Genomic DNA, 20,159 nt, shown 5'->3' on the forward strand with positions numbered 1-20,159 from the left:
ATGGGCAAACACTTCAAGACCATAGCTGCAATATCGGCAATTGTAATATTGACCCTTGCCTGCTACGCGATCCATAAAAACTACAGCCTGTTATTCGTAATACTGATAGCGTTGATGGGCGGAGCCGGATATCAGATACGCAGAATGAACATTCGCTTCGAGGCCCTCAATTCCGAATTAAACCAGATATTCAACAAATCCACCAACGGGATGCTCATAGTGGACGAAGATCACAATATCCTTCAGGCCAACTACGCCATGTTGAAGATGACCGGATACGAACCCTCCGGCGCATCGCTCTCCCGGATCGTTGGAAAAAAATGCTACGACATATATCCGAACATCAACTGCAACAGCTCATCTTGCCCCTGCAAAAGGATTTTCGACGGAGAACAGTTTTTTGAACGGGATCTTACAATATCACTTAAGGACGGAAGTCAGGTCCACTGCATAGTGGCAGCGTCTCCATTCAGAAAAGACGGCGATAGGGCTATGAGCGTAATGCTCGACTATAAGGATATCACCGAGCGCAAGGAAAACGAAAAAAAGTTCGCACGCTACAGAACGCAGCTACAGACGATGGCATCCGAGCTCTCCCTAACGGAAGAAAGGGAACGAAGAAGGCTCGCCACAAACCTTCATGATAGCGTCAGCCAAAACCTTTTTATAACAAAGATGAAGGTAGGCGCATTGAGAAAATGCGAAAACCTCGTAAACAAAGACGAGGCTCTTTCGGAAATATACGGAAATATCGACAAAGCCCTCAGCGAAACGCGCACCCTTATATTTGAGATAAGTCCGCCGATACTCTACGAACTAGGCCTCGACAGCGCTCTCGAGTGGCTGTGCGATACGGCTGGTAAAAAACATGAGATCAAATTTTCCTACTCCAGCGATATGCAGGATAGGAAAGTCGACATAGATGTCGCAATTCTAATATTTCAGACGGCGCGCGAACTGATCAACAACGTGATAAAGCATTCCAGAGCCACCGAGGTTCAGGTGATGCTCAGGGCCGGCAAGGAGTACCTGAGGTGCGTGGTAGAGGATAATGGATCGGGGTTCGACGTTTCGACCGCCCAGCAGGATCTTGGCGGAAACGCCGGATTTGGGTTGTTCAATATCAAGGAGAGGCTCAGCTATTTCGAGGGCAACCTGCTGCTTGAATCGGAAATAGGCAAGGGAACAAAGGCGACCGTCATAGCTCCTTTCAAGAGCTATGCGAGAGAATACTCGGAGGAGAAGAACAATGAAAATTAAACTCCTGCTCGTTGACGACCACAAGATAGTTCGCGACGGAATGAGAAGCCTTCTCTCCGAAGGGAAGGAAATCTCCGTGATAGGCGAGGCAGAGAATGGTCGCCAGGCAGTCGCACTTGCGAAGGAGCTAAAACCCGACGTGATTCTAATGGACATAGCGATGCCGGATATGAACGGGATAGAGGCGGCAAGCCAGATCATCAGGGAAAACGAGAGAATCAAGGTTTTAATCCTGTCGATGCACTCCGAAAAGATGTTCGTATCGAAGGCCTTCGCCGCCGGGGTCTCGGGATATCTGCTCAAGGATTGTGATATAGAGGAAATTCTCTCGGCGATCCGCGCCGTACAGGCCAACCAGAAGTATATAAGCCCCCTTATCGCCGGCACCATAATCGAGGACTATCGCGACGGGCTTAAGGAACAGAAGGTCTCGATACTGACGGAACGCGAAAGGGAGGTCCTTCAGCTGATCGCCGAAGGCAAAACATCCAAAAAAATCGCCAACTTACTTGGCATAAGCACCAAAACCATAGACGTCCACCGGCAGCAGATAATGGATAAACTAAATATCCATACGATAGCCGGCCTCACCAGATACGCCATAAAAGAGGGGTTGATATCCTAGCTGACGCTTATCAGCTTCATCCCTTCGGCATCATTTTCAGCGTCATTGTTATGATGCAGTTAATCTAGTTACTTTTTCTCGGACAAATAGGGGTTTCTACCTATACCGAAAATCCGCGTTACATGAGAGTCTGCGCCCCGCAAAGGGGGATCCTCCCTCTTTCGTCTTTCACCAATAACGATATTCGAATGGAGGCTAAAAAATGTCGAACAACTCTTCCCAGAGCGTATCGGAGATACTCTCTCGTCATCCCAACGCGTCTAGGGACAAGCTGATCCCTCTGCTTCAAGAGGTGCAGGACAAGCTCGGATATCTCTCCGAAGATGCGGTAGTAGAAATAGGCAGGCATATGAGCATTCCGGCGAGCAAGATCTACGGTGTAGCGACTTTCTACAATCAATTCCGATTTCAGCCGAAGGGGAAATATCACATAATGCTCTGCCGCGGCACCGCATGCCACGTCAAGGGATCTTCAAAGTTGCTAGACGCAGTTGTAAAAACTCTAGGGATATCCCCTGGCAAAACCACCCGCGATCGAATGTTCAGCCTCGAAGTCGTGGCCTGCATGGGCGCTTGCGGTCTTGCACCGGTCGTCAACATCAACGGTGACTTCTACGCAAAGGCCACTCCTAACAAAATCGAAAAGATCCTAGCCGATTGCAGAGAAATGGAGAAAACAAATGTCACAGCATAACAACACCAGCAATAGCATCTGCGAGTCCTGGGCAAATTCGCCTGCTCCCACAGCGTCACTCCTTAAGGCAATCAAGTCGGGTCCGCTGGCAGGGAAAACGCCTGAAGAGGCAAAATCGAAGATCGCCTCCTTAAGGCGCGAAGACGTTTCGAAAGCCACCATCTTCGTCGGAACTGGAACATGCGGTCTTGGGGCAGGGGCAGGCAAAAGCCTGGAAGCCATAAAAAAATATCTCTCCGACAAAAAGATCGATGCGGAGATCGTGGAAGTTGGATGCATAGGGCTCTGCTCCGAAGAACCGATAGTCGATGTTCAGCTTCCGGGCAAAAGGCGCTTGAGCTTCAAAACCGTGACCGAAGAGAAGGTCGTAGGCGTCCTAGATTCCGTGTTCGTAGGAAAAGTTTCCGCTGACATGACGCTCGGACAGTTTAAAAATGACAAGCTCGCTGAGTGGCCTGAAGTTCCGCACATGCACCAGCATCCCTTCATGGCTCCCCAGCACAGGGTCGTGCTCGTAAACAGCGGCATCATAGATCCATCCAACATAGATGAATACATCGCGCGCGGTGGATATGCCTCGCTCGAACAGGTGCTCACAAAAAACACTCCGGAAGATGTCTGCAAAAGAATTTTGGAGAGCGGTCTGAGGGGGCGCGGCGGCGGCGGCTTTCCGACGGGCAAGAAATGGACCTTCGCCAGACAGGCAACGGGAGACCAGAAGTATCTCGTCTGCAACGCCGACGAAGGTGACCCGGGAGCGTTCATGGATCGCGCAGTCGGCGAAAGCGATCCTCACCGCCTCATAGAAGGAATGACAATCGCCGCCTACGCGATAGGGGCATCGAAGGCCTACATATACATCCGTGCAGAATATCCACTGGCGATCGATCACCTCGTCGAAGCGATAGAAACAGCCAAGAAATACGGCCTGCTCGGAGAAAATATCCTCGGCACTGGGTTCAACCTGGAAATCATGATAAAGAAGGGTGCTGGAGCATTCGTATGCGGAGAGGAAACGGCTCTCATCCACAGCGTCGAAGGAAAACGCGGGATGCCTAGGCCAAGGCCCCCATATCCGGCGGTAGAAGGCCTCTTTCGCAAGCCCACCATCATCAATAACGTCGAAACTCTGGCTAACGTACCGGGGATTCTCTCGATGGGAGAAAAGAATTACGCAAACATCGGAACCAGCGGAAGCAAGGGAACGAAAGTGTTTGCTCTCTCAGGAATGGTGGAAAGAACCGGGCTTGTTGAAATACCGATGGGCACCCCGCTTAGCGAAATAGTATTCTCGATCGGCGGCGGAGTACCAAGAGGCAAAAAATGCAAGGCTGTTCAGATCGGAGGACCGTCGGGAGGATGTATACCGGAGGCACACCTCGATCTCAAGACTGACTACGAAGACCTTAAAAATTTTGGCGCCATCATAGGTTCCGGCGGACTCGTCGTCCTGGATGAAAACACCTGTATGGTCGATCTGGCAAAATATTTCATGGAATTCATCCAGAGCGAAAGCTGCGGTAAATGTATCCCGTGCCGCGAAGGCACCAAGAGGATGCTCGAAATACTCGAATCGATAACCAGATCGCGCAAAAATGAAAAGGGAGACGCCCCGCTTCTGAGGATGCAGGGAATAATGTCGCTGCAAAAATTGGCGCAGATAATCAAAGATACTTCGCTATGCGGCCTCGGCCAGACGGCTCCAAATCCGGTGCTCAGCACCCTCAAGTGGTTCAGGAACGAATATGAAGCACATGTCTTCGAGCGCAGATGCCCGTCCGGATCCTGCAAGGAGTTGGTCGGAGCACCATGCGCTACCGCCTGCCCCGTGGATACGGAGGCGTGGAAGTATGTGGCCCTCATCGCAAACGGGAACTACGACGAAGCCTACAGAACGATACGCAAGGCCAATCCATTCCCGTCGGCGTGCGCGAGGGTATGCCATCATCCATGCGAAAGCATCTGCAGATGCGGAACAACAGGCGGCGACCCGATAGCGATAAGAAGCCTAAAGAGATTCGTCACCGATAAGGTGGACCCGAGCGTGTACCGTCAGGAAATCAAAGCAGCCGGACCGGATGCGAAGAAAATCGCCGTAATCGGAGCCGGTCCTTCAGGGCTCACCGCAGCTAACGCCCTCTCGCTGTTCGGTTACAAAGTCTCCATTTTCGAAAAAGAAAAGAAACCCGGCGGAATGATGGTCTGCGCAATCCCGGAATACAGGCTCCCGAGAAAGAACCTTTCGCAGGAGATAGAGGCGCTCATCAACAGCAACATCGACATCAATCTAGGCGTGGAATTCGGAAAAGATATGACCGCAGATTCTCTCTTGAAGAAAGGCTACAGCGCGATCTACATCGCAACCGGATGCCACAAGAGTAAGAAAATGGGAATACCTGGAGAGGAAACCAAAGGCGTCCTGCCTGGAATAGAATTCCTCAAGGCCTACAATCTCGACCAGCAAGAACTGGCCAAAGGTAAGGTCGGCATCATCGGCGGTGGAAACTCCGCTGTGGACGCTGCGAGGGTAGCAATCAGGCAGAAGAACGTAACCGATGTCACGATATTCTACCGCAGAACCAGAAACGAGATGCCGGCCTACCCGGAAGAAATAGAAGCCGCGCTCGAGGAGGGAATCAAGATAGAAACCCTAGTCGCGCCGACCAAAGTCGTGGCCGACGGCGGAAAGCTGAAAGCGGTGGAATTCATAACCAACAAACTCGGCGACCGTGATTCCAGCGGAAGGCAGCGTCCGGTTGAAATAAAGGGGTCGGAACACGAAGTTTCTCTCGATACGCTGATCGTTGCCATCAGCGAGGATCCCGATCCCGTCGCGGTAAGCGGGCTGAAAACGACGAAGTGGGGCACCCTCTCCATAAATCCGGAATCAAAGATAACGGACAAGGCAGGGGTGTTCGGAGGCGGAGACGTTGTCCGCGGTCCCAACACAATCATAGACGCGATAGCCGACGGCAAGCGCGCAGCCATAATGATCGACCGATTTGTCACCGGACAACAGCTCAAAATAATAGACAAGATCAAGCTCCCCACCGTCTATATAGAACCAGTTGCTGTGGATGAGAGCGGCGACTCGATCCCGACCACCAGAGCAGTTCAGCCGGCAATATCCGTCTCCCTCAGGAAAAAGAACTTCTCGGAAGTTGAGCTGTCACTATCGGAGGAGATGGCTAGGGGGGAGGCCTGCAGGTGCCTGAGATGCGATCTCGATTTCACAAGTCAGTAATAAATAACCAACGAACCCTTTGAAGGAGCAAGTCATGATAAAGATAGAAGTCAACGGAAGAGAGATCGAGGCCGCCAAAGGCTCGACAATACTAGAGGCCCTCAAGAAGGAGGGAATAAAGGTCCCAACGCTATGCCATCTTGACGGAATGACTCCAACAGGCGCATGCAGGATATGCGTTGTTGAAATCGACGGAATGCCGGGGCTCGTTCCCTCGTGTTCTTATCCGGCAGCCGATGGGATGAAGATAAAGACGCATTCCCCAAGGGTGCTCGAGGCAAGAAAGACCATCGTGGAGCTTTTGCTGAGCAACCACCCTGATGACTGCCTGTATTGCCCGAGGGACGGAAAATGCGATCTGCAAAACCTTTCAGCAGAACTCGGGATACGCCAACGCATGTTCCGAGGCGAGAGGAAGTCCAGCGATCTGGACCTCTCCAGCCCCTCCATCACCAGAGACCCGGAGAAGTGCATACTCTGCGGAAAATGCGTAAGAGTTTGCGAAGAGGTTCAGTCCGTGTCCGCAATAGATTTCGTAAAACGCGGCAGCAACTCATACATCGGCACCGCATTCGACAAAGGGCTCAACCTTTCCAGCTGCATAAACTGCGGACAGTGCATAGCGGTTTGCCCCACAGGCGCACTTCATGAAACCGCTTCGGTGGACAAGGTCGTCGCCGCACTTGCCGACCCGGATAAATACGTAGTCATACAGCACGCGCCGAGCATCTCCGTCAGCCTTGCCGAAGAGTTTGGATATCCCCCCGGCAAGGACATCGACGCCCAGATGGTTTCAGCGCTCCGCAGGATAGGATTTAAAAAGGTCTTCGACACCTCCTTCTCTGCTGACCTCACGATAATGGAAGAGGGCTCAGAGTTGATAGAGCGAATCACCAAGGGCGGTCCGCTCCCGATGATGACGAGCTGTTCCCCCGGATGGATAAAGTTCGTCGAACAATTCTATCCGGAACTGCTCCCTAATGTGTCGACGTGCAAGAGCCCGCAGCAGATGCTAGGCGCGCTCATCAAGCATTTCTTTGCCGAACGGGAAGGAATAGACAAGTCCAAGATCGTAAGCGTTTCGATAATGCCGTGCACAGCTAAGAAGTTCGAATGTGCAAGAACTGAAATGGCATCCGACTTCATACCCGACGTGGATTACGTCCTGACGACCAGAGAGGCCGGCGAATTGATAAAGATGTTCGGAATAGACCTCAAAGCTCTGCCCGCGGATTCGGCCGACAATCCTTTCGGCGAAAGAACGACGGCCGGGAAAATATTCGGCGCCAGCGGCGGAGTCATGGAGGCCGCGATAAGAACGGCTTATCACCTGCTGACCGGCAAGGAACTCGAAAACCTCGATGTGAAAGCAGTCAGGGGTTTTGATGGAATCAAAGAGGCCAAGATTCAGGTGGGGGATTTGACGATTGGCGCCGCAGTAGCCAGCGGCCTTGGCAACGCAAGAAAGCTGATGGAAGAGGTGAAAGCCGGCAGGAAGGATCTGCACTTCATAGAGATCATGACCTGCCCGGGAGGATGCATCGCAGGTGGCGGACAACCGTTCGACATCGACAAGAAGGCAGCGGCCGAAAGAATGAAAAAACTGTACGACATCGACAGCTCTGAACCCGTCAGACTCAGTCACAAGAACAAGGAAATCCAGAAGCTCTACAATGAATTTCTCGGAAAGCCTCTCGGGGAAAAGAGCCACAAGCTGCTCCACACTCACTACACCAAGCGCGATGTTATACTGTAAACGTGGATTAAGGAGATTTTATGAGCCAGAAAAAGAAAATTCTTGTAGTCGATGACGACGTCGACATGCTCCACCAGGTTGCGATGATGTTGTCGGACGGTGGATACGAAGTCATCATAGCCGAAGGGGAACGCGGGGCAGAAGAGGAGCTCGTCAAGTTTCATCCCGACCTGGTCATTCTCGACATAATGATGGAACACGAGGATTCCGGCTTCGTAATCAGCCATCAGGTGAAAAAACTCTACCCTGAAACGCCTGTCATCTTTTTGTCGTCAGTGAACGCAAGCACTGGAATAAGTTTTCCCACAGACACGCCGGAGGAAAGGTCCTGGATCAAGGCAGATGCATTCCTCAATAAGCCTGTCCGCGCCGAAAGCCTGAAAAATGAAGTCGAAAGACTTCTCGCCTAAGCTTTGGAAAGGTATGGCAGCATGCCGCCGCAGGGATACATACGGATGCGAGCGCTACGCAGCAACCTGCGTAGCGCCCGGCTTCCCGGCAGAATTCCCGGAATATCGTTTTATAGTTTTCGTCGGGCTGCTTTGCAGCCTGGGCTTTTCCAAGGTCACCCAGGTAGCGTTTGGCGTCAACCTGCTGGTCTAAGGAAATCTGACCATGGTCGCCGACCGAGAGGAGATGAAGATGGTCGTGAATAACCTCGTAAGCAATGCGGTACGGAAAAACGATCAGGGAGGAATATATGGCAAAGATAGTGTGTATAGATGATGATATAGATGTGCTCGAAACGTGCAAACTCCTTCTGACCGAGGCTGGCCACAGCGTAGAAACTGCGACAACCGAAAGGGATGGCCTCGCGAAAACGAAGGAGTTCAACCCTGATCTCATAATGCTCGACCTTATGATGGAGGACATTACAACCGGTTTCCACCTAGCCTACAATTTCAGGTCCGACGATGTCATGAAATTCAAACCAATTCTCATGCTCACATCGATCAACCAAAAACCTGGCGCCAACCTCAACCCTGATGCCGAAGGTGAATTTCTTCCGGTTGACGCATTCATAGAAAAACCGATTCGCAGGGAAACTCTGCTAAATTCCGTTAACGCCCTTCTCTCGCTCCCAAAGGAGAAGATAAATGTATCCGGTAGGAACAAGGTAATCTGAAATACTCTGTACAAAAAAACACATCGCATGCTGAAATTGCAAAGTCAGCTATTTTAAAAGGAATCATATGACCTCTTCATCTCTAAAGTACCCAGATTTTATATCCGCGGCTCACATTGAAGATATAATATCCGGTTCTAAAAAAGACCCTGCACGGATCGATGAGATCCTGCAGAAGTCACTATCCCTGCATCCGCTCACCATCGAGGAAGCGGCATCGCTTATATCCGCAACCGACGGGGACTCTGAGGAAAAAATTTTCAACACGGCGAGGGAGCTGAAGCGCAGGGTCTATGGAAATCGTATCGTGATATTCGCGCCCCTCTACGTGGGAAATGAATGTGTGAACGACTGCACATATTGCGCTTTCCGCAGGTCGAACAGCAAGGTATCCAGAATAACATTGTCGCAGGAACAGCTCGTCGCCGAAGTTGTCGCACTGGAGTCGGTCGGCCATAAAAGGCTCATATTGGTGTTCGGAGAACACATAAAATACGGCGCCAACTTCATAGCCGATTCCGTAAGAACTGCATATGCCACCAAGATAAAAAACGGCGAGATCCGCAGGGTGAACATCAACGCAGCCCCTATGGACATCGACGGCTACAGGATAGTCAAAGAGGCGGGAATAGGAACCTACCAGATATTTCAGGAGACCTACCATCGCCAGAGATATGCGGAGGTGCACCCAAAAAACAGCAAGAAGGGCGATTACATGTATCGTCTGCATGGACTCAGTCGCGCACTTGAGGCCGGAATAGACGATATCGGAATAGGCGCCCTGTTCGGGCTATACGATTGGAAATACGACCTCATAGCCCTGCTCGCGCACGCCGATTTTCTACAAAAGAAATACGGAATAGGACCGCACACAGTTAGTTTTCCAAGAATCAAGCGAGCCATAGGCGCAACGGTCGATAACAAATATTTTGTAAGCGACAGGGATTTCAAAAAACTCGTCGCGATACTGCGCCTTTCGATCCCATATACGGGAATGATTCTGACAGCCAGGGAAGGAGCCGAGGTCAGAAAAGAGGTGATGGAGTTCGGAGTTTCCCAAATAGACGCTGGCAGCCACATCGAACTGGGCGGGTACTCAAATCCGGCAAGAGATGCTCAGGACTTGGCCAGAGAGCAATTCGAGCTCGGCGATATGAGGACTCTAGACCAGGTGATAAGCGAACTCGTAGATGGAGGCTTCATGCCCAGCTTCTGCACCTCCTGCTACAGGGTCGGGCGCACCGGTGAGATATTCATGGAATACGCTATCCCCGGATTCATAAATAAATTCTGCACGCCGAACGCGATCATGACTTTCGCCGAATATCTCATGGACTTCGCTTCCGACGATACCAGGCGAAAAGGTTTTTCTCTGATAGAATCTGAGCTGATTAAAATAGACGACCCGAAAGTCAAGGATATCACCTTAAAAGCGCTCGAGCAGATAAAAGATGGCAGCAGGCGCGACGTCTACCTCTGAGAAAGATAAATCATCAAAATGGATATTGCGGCCGGAGTGATTCCGGATATTCTTGAGGCCTGCGCAAGATCGCGAGGCTCGACTCGCTTGAGATTCTCAACAACTTCATTTGAAAGCCCTTTTACGGAGGAATAATCGAAATTTCCAGGCACTCTTATTTTTTCAAGCTCCGCAAATTTGGCAATGAGCCTCTTCTGCGATTCGATATATCCGGCATATTTAATGTTGACCTCTATCTCGGCCGCAAGGTCATAGGACAGCGAGGCCGATCTCTCGGGAGTAAGCGCGGTCACGACTTTTTCGAGTGAAAGCTCCGGTCGCGAGATAATTGAACGAAGAGCCTGCGGTTTTTTAAGTGGAGCGCTGCCGAGACCTACTAAAATTTCATTTGTGCCCTGCGTTGGATAAATGATCCGTTCGTCCACAAATTCCATAAATTCCGCTATGTCGCCCCTCTTTTCACCGAATGAAATCCACCTTGATTCAGAAATGAGGCCAAGGCTCCTGCCGATAGGTGTGAGCCTGGCATAGGCGTTATCCTCGCGAAGGAGAAGCCTGTGCTCAGCCCTGGAGGTGAACATTCGATACGGCTCTTCGGTTCCCTTGGTAACGAGATCATCTATAAGAACTCCTATGTATGCCTCGTCTCTGCGCAGAATAACGGGCGGTTCTCCGACAATCGAACGCGCCGCATTGACGCCTGCGATAAAACCCTGCGCCGCCGCCTCCTCGTATCCGGAGGTGCCATTGATCTGCCCCGCATGATAGAGCCCGCTGACGAGCTTGGTCTCGAGAGTCGGCCTCAGCTGAGTCGGAAGAACGAAATCGTACTCCACAGCATAACCGCTTTGAAGTATTTTGGCCTCCTCCAGAGCTGGGACCGTTTTGAGCATAGCGTATTGAACTTCAAGCGGCAGCGAGGTCGACAGTCCATTGACATAAATCCACGGCGTGTCTATCCCTTCCGGCTCGAGGAAGAGCTGGTGCCTCTCCTTGTCGCCAAATCGTATGACCTTGTCCTCTATCGAGGGACAATAGCGCGGGCCCACACCCGATATTTTCCCGCTATAAAGAGGCGAGCTGGAGAGATTGTTTTTGATCACTTTGTGAGTTTCGATGTTCGTATGTGCAATATGACAGGAAAGCTGCGGCAGATCGTTTGTAACATCATCATATGAAAATTTTGGTCGCGGCACGTCGCCGTCCTGCCTCTGACATTTTGAAAAATCTATAGTGTCGCGATCCAGACGCGGGCATGTGCCGGTTTTCATCCTCCCTATTTCAAAGCCAAGAGAGAGAAGGGATCGCGAAAGACCTTTGGATGAGAAATCACCTATCCGCCCTCCTTCAACATGCTCCATCCCAAAATGGAGAAGGCCGTTCATGAAGGTTCCTGCGGACAGCACGACTTTTTTGGACTCGATGCGTATTATCGAAGCATCGCTTAGCTGCGCTGCGACTCCGACGGCGCGACCATCCTCCGTACTAATATTGTCGACAACCGCCTCAACTATTACGACTCCAGTGGCATTCAGCAGGACCTTTTGCATGTAATCGGAATATCTCTTGCTGTCGGACTGACAACGCGTCGCCCGAACCGCAGGCCCCTTGCTCCTGTTGAGAAGTCGAAACTGTATCCCCGTGGCATCGGCGGCGCGCCCCATCTCTCCGCCAAGGGCGTCAAGCTCACGCACGATATGCCCTTTCGCAAGCCCTCCTATCGCGGGATTGCAACTCATGGCGCCGATCGTGGATATCGATCCGGTAATCACACAAACGGAAAAACCCATTCTCGACGCGACGAGTGCAGCCTCTATTCCGGCGTGGCCGGCGCCTACCACTGCGATGTCGAATTTATTTTTCATTAAACTACAACCTACTTTTTTCCGATCATTCACTATTCACCAGTCACGATTCGCGGAATTTATTACTTCCCTATGCAGAAGCTGGAAAATATCCGATCGAGAAGTGCGTCATCTATATTTTCACCCAAAATCTCGGCTATTTTTTCGTGGGAAACGCGAATACTCTCCACGATGAATTCGACAGGCAGCATCCCATCCGCAATCGCATCATCAGCCTCACGCGCAGACATAAGCGCGGCATCGAGAAGCTCCTTGTGTCGCGCCGAAGTCACTATTTCAGATCCCTCGCTGCTGACGTTCCTGTGTGTCACGATATTTCTCATCGCGGAGGTGATGCCATCTATGCCTTCTGAAGTTTTCGCTGAGACGTTCAAGATGAGCCCGTTAAAAATTTCGCCGACATCGGACGGCGAAAAAACCTGCGGCAGGTCGAATTTGTTTATCACAACTATCGACATAGATGGATCCAGTGAAGATAGCATCTTACGTTCATCGTCATTTAGCGGCCGCGATCCGTCGATGACGTATATCACAAGGTCGGCGCCGCCGAGCTCCCCCCTCGCCCTATCGACGCCTATCCTTTCTACTTCGCAGGCGGAATCGCGAAGGCCCGCCGTATCCCTCAGGCGATACAGATACCCCCCAAACGTGATCATGGATTCAACCACATCCCTCGTAGTACCAGGGAGGTGATGAACGATCGCGCGGCTTTCACCGGTGATGGCATTCATGATGCTGGATTTGCCGGCGTTGGGAGGGCCGGCTATCACTGTGGTAACGCCGTCTTTCATGATGCGCCCTTCCTTGTAGCTGCCTGAAAGTTTTGAAAGCTCCGCGACGATCTCTCCCATCTTCGCAATTCTGTCGCTGCCCATCAGCTCCGGAAGCTCTTCTTCCGGAAAATCTATCGATGCCTCCAGGAAACTGCGAAGGTCGAGGAGTTTTTCGCTGACTGCGGATATCGCTCGCGAAAGCTCTCCCGACATCTGCCTCGCTGCATTTTTGGAAGAGGCTTCGCTCGTGGCTGATATCAAGTCCGCCACAGCCTCGGCCTGAACAAGGTCCATCTTCCCGGCAAGAAAGGCCCTGCGCGTAAACTCTCCCGGACCCGCAGCCCTCGCGCCGGCTGCGATCGCAGCATCGACGAGCTTGCCGAGAATTATCGGCGAACCATGGCAGGAAAATTCAACCATATCCTGCCCGGTGTATGTGGAGGGCGCAGGGAGATAGACCGCCATCACCCTATCGACGATATCGCCGTCGCAGCACAACTCCCCGAGATATAAAGTTCTCGGCTTCATATCCCCGCTCAGGACCTTGCCCTTCCAGAGCCTGTCGAGGATCTCCCTCGATTTCGGACCGCTGATCCTGACGACTCCTATCCCGCCAAATCCTTGCGGGGTCGCTATCGCGGCTATCGTATCTAAATTCGATATCATAGTATCCGGCGAGAACTACTTCCTAGCGCGACCATCTGTCAACCTCGGCATTTCGCCTCCCAGTGGACTGTAAAAACGGCTCTGGTGCGCTTAAACACTGATATTGACGGCGATATGCAAAAGTGTATACTGCGAGCCCTTGTGGAATATTCCGCAAAAACACCAATAAAAACAACTAATTAACTAATTGGAGGGGTTATGGCTTTAAAGGTAGGAATCAACGGTTTTGGAAGAATCGGCAGGCTTTCGCTCAGGGTCATGCTCGAACATCCCGACATCGAATGCGTCGGAATCAACGATCTCATAGACACCAAGCTCATGGCTCACCTCTTCAAGTACGACTCTGCCCAAGGGATGTTCAGGGGCGAGGTCTCCTGCGATGAGAGCTCAATTACGATCAACGGCAGAAAGATACCTGTCACCAAGGAGAAGGATCCTTCCGCGCTTCCCTGGAAGAACAGGGGCTGTGATATCGTCCTTGAATGCACCGGGCTTTTCCTAAACCAGGAAACAGCGGGCAAACATCTCGCCGCCGGAGCGAAAAAGGTTATCCTTTCGGCTCCTGCAAAGGGTGGAGAGATCCCAACTTTCGTCTACAACGTGAACCACATGGACTACGATCCTGTGAAAAACACGATATTCTCCAACGCCAGCTGCACGACTAACTGCCTCGCACCGGTTGCGAAAGTCCTTCACGAAAACTTCGGCATCGAACATGGCCTCATGACGACAATTCACTCTTACACCAACGACCAGAGGGTCGTGGATGCCCCGCACAAGGATTTCAGAAGGGCCAGAGCGGCTGCAGTTTCCCAGATACCAACAACGACCGGAGCAGCCAAGGCGGTCGGCCTCGTCCTTCCAGATCTCAAAGGGAAGCTCGACGGTTTTGCAGTAAGAGTTCCTACGGTTGATGTCTCCGTCGTCGACCTCGTCGCAACGCTCTCCAAGAGCGTAACTGCGGAAGAGGTTAATGCAGCGCTCAAGAAGGCAGCTTCGGGAACGATGAAGGAAACCATGCAGTTCTGCGAAGATCCTTGCGTATCTGTCGACTTCATAGGCAACTCGCACGGCTCGATCGTCGATGCCGCACTCACGAAGGTCATCGGCGACAAGATGGTAAAAGTACTTTCATGGTACGACAACGAGATGGGCTTCTGCCATCAGATGATCCGCATGGCGAAATACGCGGTAACCAAATAAGGAAGAGTGTAAAAAATGACCATCAAATATATCGACGAACTTAACCTTTCGGACAAGCGCGTTTTCATGCGTGTTGATTTCAACGTCTCCTTCAGCGAGCCGGGCGTCATATCCGACGACACGAGAATCCGCGCAGCGCTTCCTACGATACGCTACGCGCTTGACCACGGCGCACGCCTCATCCTTGCATCCCACTGCGGCAGACCGAAGGGGCAGAGGGATCCAAAATATTCCCTCAAACCTGTCGCCGAGAGACTTTCTCAACTCCTCGGCGGAGCCGAGGTAACGATGCCCGAAGATTGCGTCGGCGACGCGGTAAAGAAGCTCGCTTCCGATCTTCCATCGGGCCACATGATGCTTCTCGAAAATCTCCGCTTTCACGCGGAAGAGACGAACAATGATGAGGCATTTTCAAAGCAGCTGGCTTCCCTCGCCGATCTCTACATCAACGATGCTTTCGGCACCGCACATCGCGCACACGCCTCTACGGAGGGAATGGTCAAATTCGTAAACGAAAAAGGGGCGGGTTTCCTTATGAAAAAGGAGATTGAAGCTCTTTCGGAGCTTCTTAAGTCCCCGGCCAAACCATTCGTTGGAATTTTGGGCGGAGCAAAAGTCTCCGACAAAATAGGAGTCATAGAAAACCTGATGAACCTGTGCGACACCCTGATTATCGGCGGCGGGATGTCCTATACCTTCCTCGCTGCAAAGGGTTTCTCGATAGGCAAATCACTCTTCGAAGAGGAAAAAGTTCATACGGCAAAGAGGATTCTCGAACGCGCAGAAACGCGGGGCATACCTATAATGATACCTCTCGACAACGTCATAGCCGAGGAATGCGATGCCAGCGCACCGGCAAAGACAACAGACGGCCCCTCCATCCCGGAAGGGATGATGGGGCTCGACATAGGTCCAAAGACTATCGAGGCCTATGAAGCGGTAATCGCAAAGGCCAAGACGATATTCTGGAACGGACCGATGGGAGTCTTTGAAATACCGCAGTTTGCAAACGGAACCTTCAAAATCGCAGCAGCCCTGGTCTCAAGCGGCGCAAAGACAGTCGTCGGCGGCGGAGACTCGATTTCTGCGATCAAAAAATCCGGTTTCAAAGATAGGATTTCACACATCTCTACCGGCGGCGGTGCTTCCCTTGAATTTCTGGAAGGCAAGCAGCTCCCCGGAATAACAGCTCTCGAGGTTTGAATATGAGAAAGCCCTTTATCGCAGGTAACTGGAAAATGAACAACACCGTTGAGGAAGCCCTCTCATTTGTCGCCAAGCTGTTGGCAGAGCTAAAGGCCATAGGCAATATCGACGTCGCTATAGCCCCGCCCTTTACCGCTCTGTATTCTACCGGAATAGCACTCGGCGAAACTGAATACGCTCTCGCGGCACAAAATCTTTTTTACGAAGATTCCGGCGCCTTCACCGGCGAGGTCTCCGGCGGTTTTCTGAAAGAGATCGGGTGCAAATATGTCATAATAGGGCACTCCGAAAGAAGACAGCTCTTCGGCGAAACCAACGAAACTGTAAATAAGCGGATGCACGCAGCGATCAGACACGGGTTGATTCCGATACTTTGCGTCGGTGAAACCCTGGCCGAACGCGATTCCGGAAAAACCTGGGACGTGATCGAAGAGCAGCTCTCCGTGGGCCTCAAAGAAATTGCAGCCTCAGGTTCCTCCGAGCCCTTCATCGTCGCCTACGAACCAGTGTGGGCAATCGGAACCGGAAAGACTGCCAGCAAGGAGCAGGCCCAGAAAGTCCATAAATTGATAAGGGATTTCATCTCCAGCAAGTACGGAAATGACATTGCATCCAAGGTAAGAATACTCTACGGCGGCAGCGTCAAACCCTCCAACAGCAGGGATCTCCTCGTTCAGCCAGATATAGATGGAGCCCTGGTAGGCGGGGCCGCACTTGACGTAATGCAGTTTGCGGATATTATCCGCAGCGCTCATTAACGAGGGGATTCAAAACATGGAAACTCTTCTTTTGGTAGTTCATTACCTGTTATGCTTCTTCCTGATAGTCATAATACTATTGCAGGCGGGCAAAGGTGCCGATATAGGCGCTCTTTTTGGCGGAGCATCCCAAACCGTCTTCGGCGGCAGAGGCCCGACTACATTTCTCAACAGGGTTACGGTCGGCGTGGCCATCGGATTTCTAGTAACATCGATCAGCCTCGCTCATATAGCTAAAAACCGCTCCGGGACAAGCGTCCTGGAAAGTGTAACGACCTCGGAAACCGGCGTAGTTCCTAAGGTAGATAACCCCTTGATGGATTTGGAAAAAGAGGGTAAGGAAGCCGCTTCCGAATCCGGGCAAAAATAGTTTTTTGAAGATCGGCCCAGGTGGTGGAACTGGCAGACACGCACGTTTGAGGGGCGTGTGGCGCAAGCCATGCGGGTTCGAGTCCCGCCCTGGGCACACAAAATAGCGGGCCTCTTTGCAGGCCCGCCTTTTTATTACAACTCCAAAATGGATATCGAAAAAATAGAATCGGCGATAGAGCTGACTCTCAAAAAAAGATACCCTGACCCGTCGCGCAAAAGGAAAGAGATCGCCTCTTTAGCTCGTAAGCTCTCCGATCTTTTCACAAAAGAACGAGTGTCGATATCCCAAAATTATTTTGCGCGTTCCGGTTTCCGCACCGCCTACCTGGAGCATTTTACCCTCATCAACTGCGTAAAGACCTCTCTTTGTCTGAAAGAATTACAACTTCCATTCAGGAATGCCCCCATTAAAATTCTCGATATCGGATGTGGCACTGCGGCTGCCCTTGCGGCGGCATCTGCCACCTTTCCTGAAAGAAAACTGGAAATGACCGGAGTGGATGCCAGCGTTGAAATACTCGACGATGCTTCGGAATTTTTGTCCAACGTCGTCACCGATGTTCACGGCTATCGTCTCGTCAATAAGACTATATCCAACGAAACTCTGATAGATCTCGATCTGAACGAAAAATTCGACATCATAATAGCAGCAAATTTCCTCAACGAATTTGGAAGTGTGTCGTATGCGAATTTTATTCAACGTATTGCGGATAAAAACCTCGCCGATGACGGATATTTGATAGTCATAGAGCCCGCCCTCAAAAAGACGAGCCGCGCTCTGATGGAACAAAGGAATTTTTTGGCTCACTTGCCGGCCTGCAAAATAGTTGCTCCATGCCTTCATCACAAAAATTGTCCGATGCTATCGGCCAATTATCGCGATTGGTGCCATTTTTATGCAGGATGGAAATCGACTGACAAGTCCAAAGCGATGGATGCGCTTGTGGGAACTGACAGGACGCATTTGAAATATTCCTATCTGATTGTGCAAAAATCTATAAAAGCCTCGACGCCCCATGTTCGCCTTACGCACAGAGTCATATCCAGCCCTTTAAAATCAAAGGGGAAGTTAGAATTTCTCCTGTGTGGATCTGATGGAGTTTTGAGAAAAATCAGGCGCTTGGATAAAGACTCTTCTGTCTCAAACTATGTCATGGAAAAAATGATGCGCGGGGATATCGTCTCCTGTGCTGCCGACTCAAAAATATCCTCCTCATCTGAAATAAAAATTTTACGAACTTTTCTTGAATAGGCCGGCGTCGGCCAATATTCCAACAGTCATGCGGATCTAAGCGCATCTATCAGATTTTCCATGTCCCGGGGCAGTGGAGATTTAAAGAGCATCTTCTTGCCTCCGCGCGGATGCTTGAATCCCAGTATCTTTGCATGAAGAGCCTGCCTCGGAAAACGAGTCGCTCCTTTGCCTTCTCCGTAAACCCTGTCCCCTATAATTGGATGGCCAATCGATGCCATGTGAACGCGAATCTGATGGGTTCGTCCGGTTCTGACCCGTATATCGACGAACGTGGCATCTCCATATCTCTCTATCACCGAAAACTCAGTGACTGCATGTTTACCTTCTTCGTCATCCACAATTCGGATTTTGTGGCCACCTCGAAACTTTCCTTTTTCGAGGGCCTTTTTGATGACCCCCTGATCGCCAACTATTTGACCGCATACGACGGCGGAATATTCCCTTCTGATGGAATGGTCTCTAAAATCGCGCTCCAATCTCTTGCCGGTATTGGAAAGCGCGAAGATCATCACACCGCTGGTTTCCGCATCCAATCTATGCAGTGGCAGGATGAAGGAACCGCCGCTTCCCCTATGTTTTCTACGCATATATGCGCGAACATCATCCATAAGGGTCTTACCCTTTGAACCGCCCCTTCCGTCTTTGTGAGGAACGGCTATCATGTTGGCCGGCTTTTCGACTACGATCAGGTCCTTATCCTCGAAGTAAATTTTAAGCCTGCCCTTCACGTGTTCCGGCAACGGCTTTTCGCCACGGGTAAATGTAGCGTTGGACTTTTTCTGACTCAGAAATTTGTCCAAAGACCTCGATACCGAACTGACCTCTATCGACTCCCGGGAAGAGCGCGGCCTATTTTTCACAAATTTATTTTTGGTTGCGCCCTTCTGTTGTGCGGTTCTTGCGACCTCGTTCTTGTCCCTCTCAAAACGCGGCTTTTCAGCAATTTTAACAGTTACCTCATCCCCGGATTCGAGTTGCCATCCGGCGATGACTACGCGGCGATTGTTGACCAAAACTTTGCCGCCATCGAGGAGATTTTTGATTTGTTTCCTGGAATATCTGGGCAGCTTGAGACAGAGCACCTTGTCTATCCGTTCGCCCTCCTCATTGCTTTGAATTTGAAACTTTTTTTCCATACAGCCTCACCGTGGCCGCCCCCTTTCCCCTTGCCGCCCCTCATTTTGCATGCTACTCTCGCACACAGCCTAAGGGAGGAAATATGCTAAAAATAGGAATGGCCGAACTTTCTGCTGAAATCCCGGACACTTGGAATGTCCAAGGGATGCTTACGCTGACGTTGCCCTCTTCAGACCCCAACGTCAAGCCGAATGTCATTTTGACCAAGGAATATCTGCCGAAGCAGATAGACCTCGCAAGCTACTTCAATCGAATCAAGGAATCTATTAAACAGCGTGGGATCAAGGATCTGAAAATATCGGATGAAAAGGATATCGCCATTTCCGGCATGCGCGGCAAGATGATGATATGCCAGTGGGACGTATCAGCGATGGCCGAAATGATGAAGGAACAAAATCCAAATCAGCCGGCTCCGAACATCAAGCCGGGCCAGCTCGTGAAACAAATCCAGGTCACCCTCATGAAAGATACGATGGCCATCAACATGACGGCGAGTTTCCCGGCTGAGAAGTTTCAGGAGTACTACAAGCCCTTCCAGGAATTTTTAAAGAGCCTCAAGGTCGAGTAGAGATCGCGAACAAAAACAAAAGGGCGAGCCTGTAAATAATTCTGTGAGCCTGTAAATAATTCTGTGTAACTGCGATTTTAGAATTCAAAGTTTACTCCATACTCTATGGCGAATCTGTTCAGTGCGGGCTTCCAATTTCTTATCGGCATAGTCCATTTCTGAGATGCCCTA

General features: G+C 51.0%; 18 protein-coding genes and 1 tRNA gene. 16 read left to right on the top strand and 3 right to left on the bottom strand.

Annotated elements, in window-relative coordinates; all coding sequences use genetic code 11:
* The 9 genes from GX659_04965 (at nucleotide 1) to hydG (ending at nucleotide 10,185) form a co-directional block, all read left to right on the top strand.
* Nucleotides 1-1,260 (top strand): PAS domain-containing protein, encoded by a 1,260-nt coding sequence (locus GX659_04965; protein ID NLD28140.1) that lies wholly within the window; start codon nucleotides 1-3, stop codon nucleotides 1,258-1,260.
* A complete protein-coding gene (locus GX659_04970; GenBank protein NLD28141.1) occupies nucleotides 1,250-1,885 on the top strand; it encodes a response regulator transcription factor in 636 nt (211 codons plus the stop codon). Before GX659_04965 ends, GX659_04970 begins: the two co-directional genes overlap by 11 nt.
* Nucleotides 1,886-2,087: 202 nt before the next feature.
* A complete protein-coding gene (gene nuoE / locus GX659_04975; GenBank protein ID NLD28142.1) occupies nucleotides 2,088-2,579 on the top strand; it encodes an NADH-quinone oxidoreductase subunit NuoE in 492 nt (163 codons plus the stop codon).
* On the top strand, nucleotides 2,566-5,823 hold the full coding sequence (locus tag GX659_04980) for an FAD-dependent oxidoreductase (protein NLD28143.1): 3,258 nt from the start codon (nucleotides 2,566-2,568) through the stop codon (nucleotides 5,821-5,823). The genes nuoE and GX659_04980 overlap by 14 nt, the downstream gene beginning before the upstream one ends.
* 34 nt (nucleotides 5,824-5,857) lie before the next feature.
* The gene (locus tag GX659_04985; protein ID NLD28144.1) at nucleotides 5,858-7,579 is read left to right on the top strand and encodes a 4Fe-4S binding protein; all 1,722 of its coding nucleotides are present in this window, start codon (nucleotides 5,858-5,860) and stop codon (nucleotides 7,577-7,579) included.
* 20 nt (nucleotides 7,580-7,599) lie between these two features.
* Nucleotides 7,600-7,989, top strand: a complete 390-nt coding sequence (locus tag GX659_04990; GenBank protein ID NLD28145.1) for a response regulator — start codon at nucleotides 7,600-7,602, stop codon at nucleotides 7,987-7,989.
* A 13-nt stretch (nucleotides 7,990-8,002) separates the two neighbouring features.
* Nucleotides 8,003-8,182, top strand: a complete 180-nt coding sequence (locus tag GX659_04995) for a hypothetical protein (protein ID NLD28146.1) — start codon at nucleotides 8,003-8,005, stop codon at nucleotides 8,180-8,182.
* 97 nt (nucleotides 8,183-8,279) lie between these two features.
* Nucleotides 8,280-8,705: a response regulator gene (locus GX659_05000; protein NLD28147.1), complete on the top strand. Its 426-nt coding sequence runs from the start codon at nucleotides 8,280-8,282 to the stop codon at nucleotides 8,703-8,705.
* 67 nt (nucleotides 8,706-8,772) lie between these two features.
* Nucleotides 8,773-10,185: a [FeFe] hydrogenase H-cluster radical SAM maturase HydG gene (gene hydG, locus GX659_05005; protein NLD28148.1), complete on the top strand. Its 1,413-nt coding sequence runs from the start codon at nucleotides 8,773-8,775 to the stop codon at nucleotides 10,183-10,185.
* On the opposite strand, the gene mnmG is transcribed toward hydG, so the two are convergent.
* Both mnmG and mnmE read right to left on the bottom strand, forming a co-directional pair.
* Complete coding sequence (gene mnmG, locus GX659_05010; GenBank protein NLD28149.1) at nucleotides 10,176-12,050, bottom strand: tRNA uridine-5-carboxymethylaminomethyl(34) synthesis enzyme MnmG; 1,875 nt, start codon at nucleotides 12,048-12,050, stop codon at nucleotides 10,176-10,178. The two genes, hydG and mnmG, sit on opposite strands and share 10 nt — an antisense overlap.
* Before the next feature lie 62 nt (nucleotides 12,051-12,112).
* Nucleotides 12,113-13,489 carry a tRNA uridine-5-carboxymethylaminomethyl(34) synthesis GTPase MnmE gene (mnmE, locus tag GX659_05015; GenBank protein NLD28150.1) on the bottom strand — a complete coding sequence of 459 codons (1,377 nt, stop codon included), beginning with the start codon at nucleotides 13,487-13,489 and terminating at the stop codon, nucleotides 12,113-12,115.
* Between the two features lie 198 nt (nucleotides 13,490-13,687).
* Between mnmE and gap the strand changes: the two genes are divergently transcribed.
* The 6 genes from gap (at nucleotide 13,688) to GX659_05045 (ending at nucleotide 18,280) form a co-directional block, all read left to right on the top strand.
* Complete coding sequence (gene gap, locus GX659_05020) at nucleotides 13,688-14,692, top strand: type I glyceraldehyde-3-phosphate dehydrogenase (GenBank protein ID NLD28151.1); 1,005 nt, start codon at nucleotides 13,688-13,690, stop codon at nucleotides 14,690-14,692.
* Nucleotides 14,693-14,707: 15 nt separating this feature from the next.
* Nucleotides 14,708-15,895, top strand: a complete 1,188-nt coding sequence (locus tag GX659_05025; protein ID NLD28152.1) for a phosphoglycerate kinase — start codon at nucleotides 14,708-14,710, stop codon at nucleotides 15,893-15,895.
* Between the two features lie 2 nt (nucleotides 15,896-15,897).
* Nucleotides 15,898-16,656, top strand: coding sequence for a triose-phosphate isomerase (locus GX659_05030; protein NLD28153.1), 759 nt, complete (start codon nucleotides 15,898-15,900; stop codon nucleotides 16,654-16,656).
* 16 nt (nucleotides 16,657-16,672) lie between these two features.
* Nucleotides 16,673-17,026 carry a preprotein translocase subunit SecG gene (gene secG, locus GX659_05035; GenBank protein NLD28154.1) on the top strand — a complete coding sequence of 118 codons (354 nt, stop codon included), beginning with the start codon at nucleotides 16,673-16,675 and terminating at the stop codon, nucleotides 17,024-17,026.
* Between the two features lie 14 nt (nucleotides 17,027-17,040).
* Nucleotides 17,041-17,122, top strand: a tRNA-Leu gene (locus GX659_05040).
* A gap of 51 nt (nucleotides 17,123-17,173) precedes the next feature.
* The gene (locus GX659_05045; GenBank protein ID NLD28155.1) at nucleotides 17,174-18,280 is read left to right on the top strand and encodes a methyltransferase domain-containing protein; all 1,107 of its coding nucleotides are present in this window, start codon (nucleotides 17,174-17,176) and stop codon (nucleotides 18,278-18,280) included.
* Nucleotides 18,281-18,306: 26 nt separating this feature from the next.
* On the opposite strand, the gene GX659_05050 is transcribed toward GX659_05045, so the two are convergent.
* On the bottom strand, nucleotides 18,307-19,419 hold the full coding sequence (locus GX659_05050; GenBank protein ID NLD28156.1) for an RluA family pseudouridine synthase: 1,113 nt from the start codon (nucleotides 19,417-19,419) through the stop codon (nucleotides 18,307-18,309).
* Nucleotides 19,420-19,502: 83 nt separating this feature from the next.
* Here GX659_05050 and GX659_05055 point away from each other — a divergent pair, with 83 nt between their 5' ends.
* Nucleotides 19,503-19,988, top strand: coding sequence for a DUF1795 domain-containing protein (locus GX659_05055; GenBank protein ID NLD28157.1), 486 nt, complete (start codon nucleotides 19,503-19,505; stop codon nucleotides 19,986-19,988).
* Nucleotides 19,989-20,159: the final 171 nt, after the last annotated feature.

The sequence above is a fragment of the Myxococcales bacterium genome (assembly GCA_012513515.1).
In the GTDB taxonomy this organism is placed as follows: domain Bacteria; phylum UBA10199; class UBA10199; order 2-02-FULL-44-16; family JAAZCA01; genus JAAZCA01.

What these genes read in the sequence shown, in the direction of transcription:
- GX659_04965 (NLD28140.1), top strand. Translation starts at nt 1, where the DNA reads ATGGGCAAACACTTCAAGACCATAGCTGCAATATCGGCAATTGTAATA.
- GX659_04970 (NLD28141.1), top strand. Translation starts at nt 1,250, where the DNA reads ATGAAAATTAAACTCCTGCTCGTTGACGACCACAAGATAGTTCGCGAC.
- nuoE (NLD28142.1), top strand. Translation starts at nt 2,088, where the DNA reads ATGTCGAACAACTCTTCCCAGAGCGTATCGGAGATACTCTCTCGTCAT.
- GX659_04980 (NLD28143.1), top strand. Translation starts at nt 2,566, where the DNA reads ATGTCACAGCATAACAACACCAGCAATAGCATCTGCGAGTCCTGGGCA.
- GX659_04985 (NLD28144.1), top strand. Translation starts at nt 5,858, where the DNA reads ATGATAAAGATAGAAGTCAACGGAAGAGAGATCGAGGCCGCCAAAGGC.
- GX659_04990 (NLD28145.1), top strand. Translation starts at nt 7,600, where the DNA reads ATGAGCCAGAAAAAGAAAATTCTTGTAGTCGATGACGACGTCGACATG.
- GX659_04995 (NLD28146.1), top strand. Translation starts at nt 8,003, where the DNA reads ATGGCAGCATGCCGCCGCAGGGATACATACGGATGCGAGCGCTACGCA.
- GX659_05000 (NLD28147.1), top strand. Translation starts at nt 8,280, where the DNA reads ATGGCAAAGATAGTGTGTATAGATGATGATATAGATGTGCTCGAAACG.
- hydG (NLD28148.1), top strand. Translation starts at nt 8,773, where the DNA reads ATGACCTCTTCATCTCTAAAGTACCCAGATTTTATATCCGCGGCTCAC.
- mnmG (NLD28149.1), bottom strand. Translation starts at nt 12,050, where the DNA reads ATGAAAAATAAATTCGACATCGCAGTGGTAGGCGCCGGCCACGCCGGA.
- mnmE (NLD28150.1), bottom strand. Translation starts at nt 13,489, where the DNA reads ATGATATCGAATTTAGATACGATAGCCGCGATAGCGACCCCGCAAGGA.
- gap (NLD28151.1), top strand. Translation starts at nt 13,688, where the DNA reads ATGGCTTTAAAGGTAGGAATCAACGGTTTTGGAAGAATCGGCAGGCTT.
- GX659_05025 (NLD28152.1), top strand. Translation starts at nt 14,708, where the DNA reads ATGACCATCAAATATATCGACGAACTTAACCTTTCGGACAAGCGCGTT.
- GX659_05030 (NLD28153.1), top strand. Translation starts at nt 15,898, where the DNA reads ATGAGAAAGCCCTTTATCGCAGGTAACTGGAAAATGAACAACACCGTT.
- secG (NLD28154.1), top strand. Translation starts at nt 16,673, where the DNA reads ATGGAAACTCTTCTTTTGGTAGTTCATTACCTGTTATGCTTCTTCCTG.
- GX659_05045 (NLD28155.1), top strand. Translation starts at nt 17,174, where the DNA reads ATGGATATCGAAAAAATAGAATCGGCGATAGAGCTGACTCTCAAAAAA.
- GX659_05050 (NLD28156.1), bottom strand. Translation starts at nt 19,419, where the DNA reads ATGGAAAAAAAGTTTCAAATTCAAAGCAATGAGGAGGGCGAACGGATA.
- GX659_05055 (NLD28157.1), top strand. Translation starts at nt 19,503, where the DNA reads ATGCTAAAAATAGGAATGGCCGAACTTTCTGCTGAAATCCCGGACACT.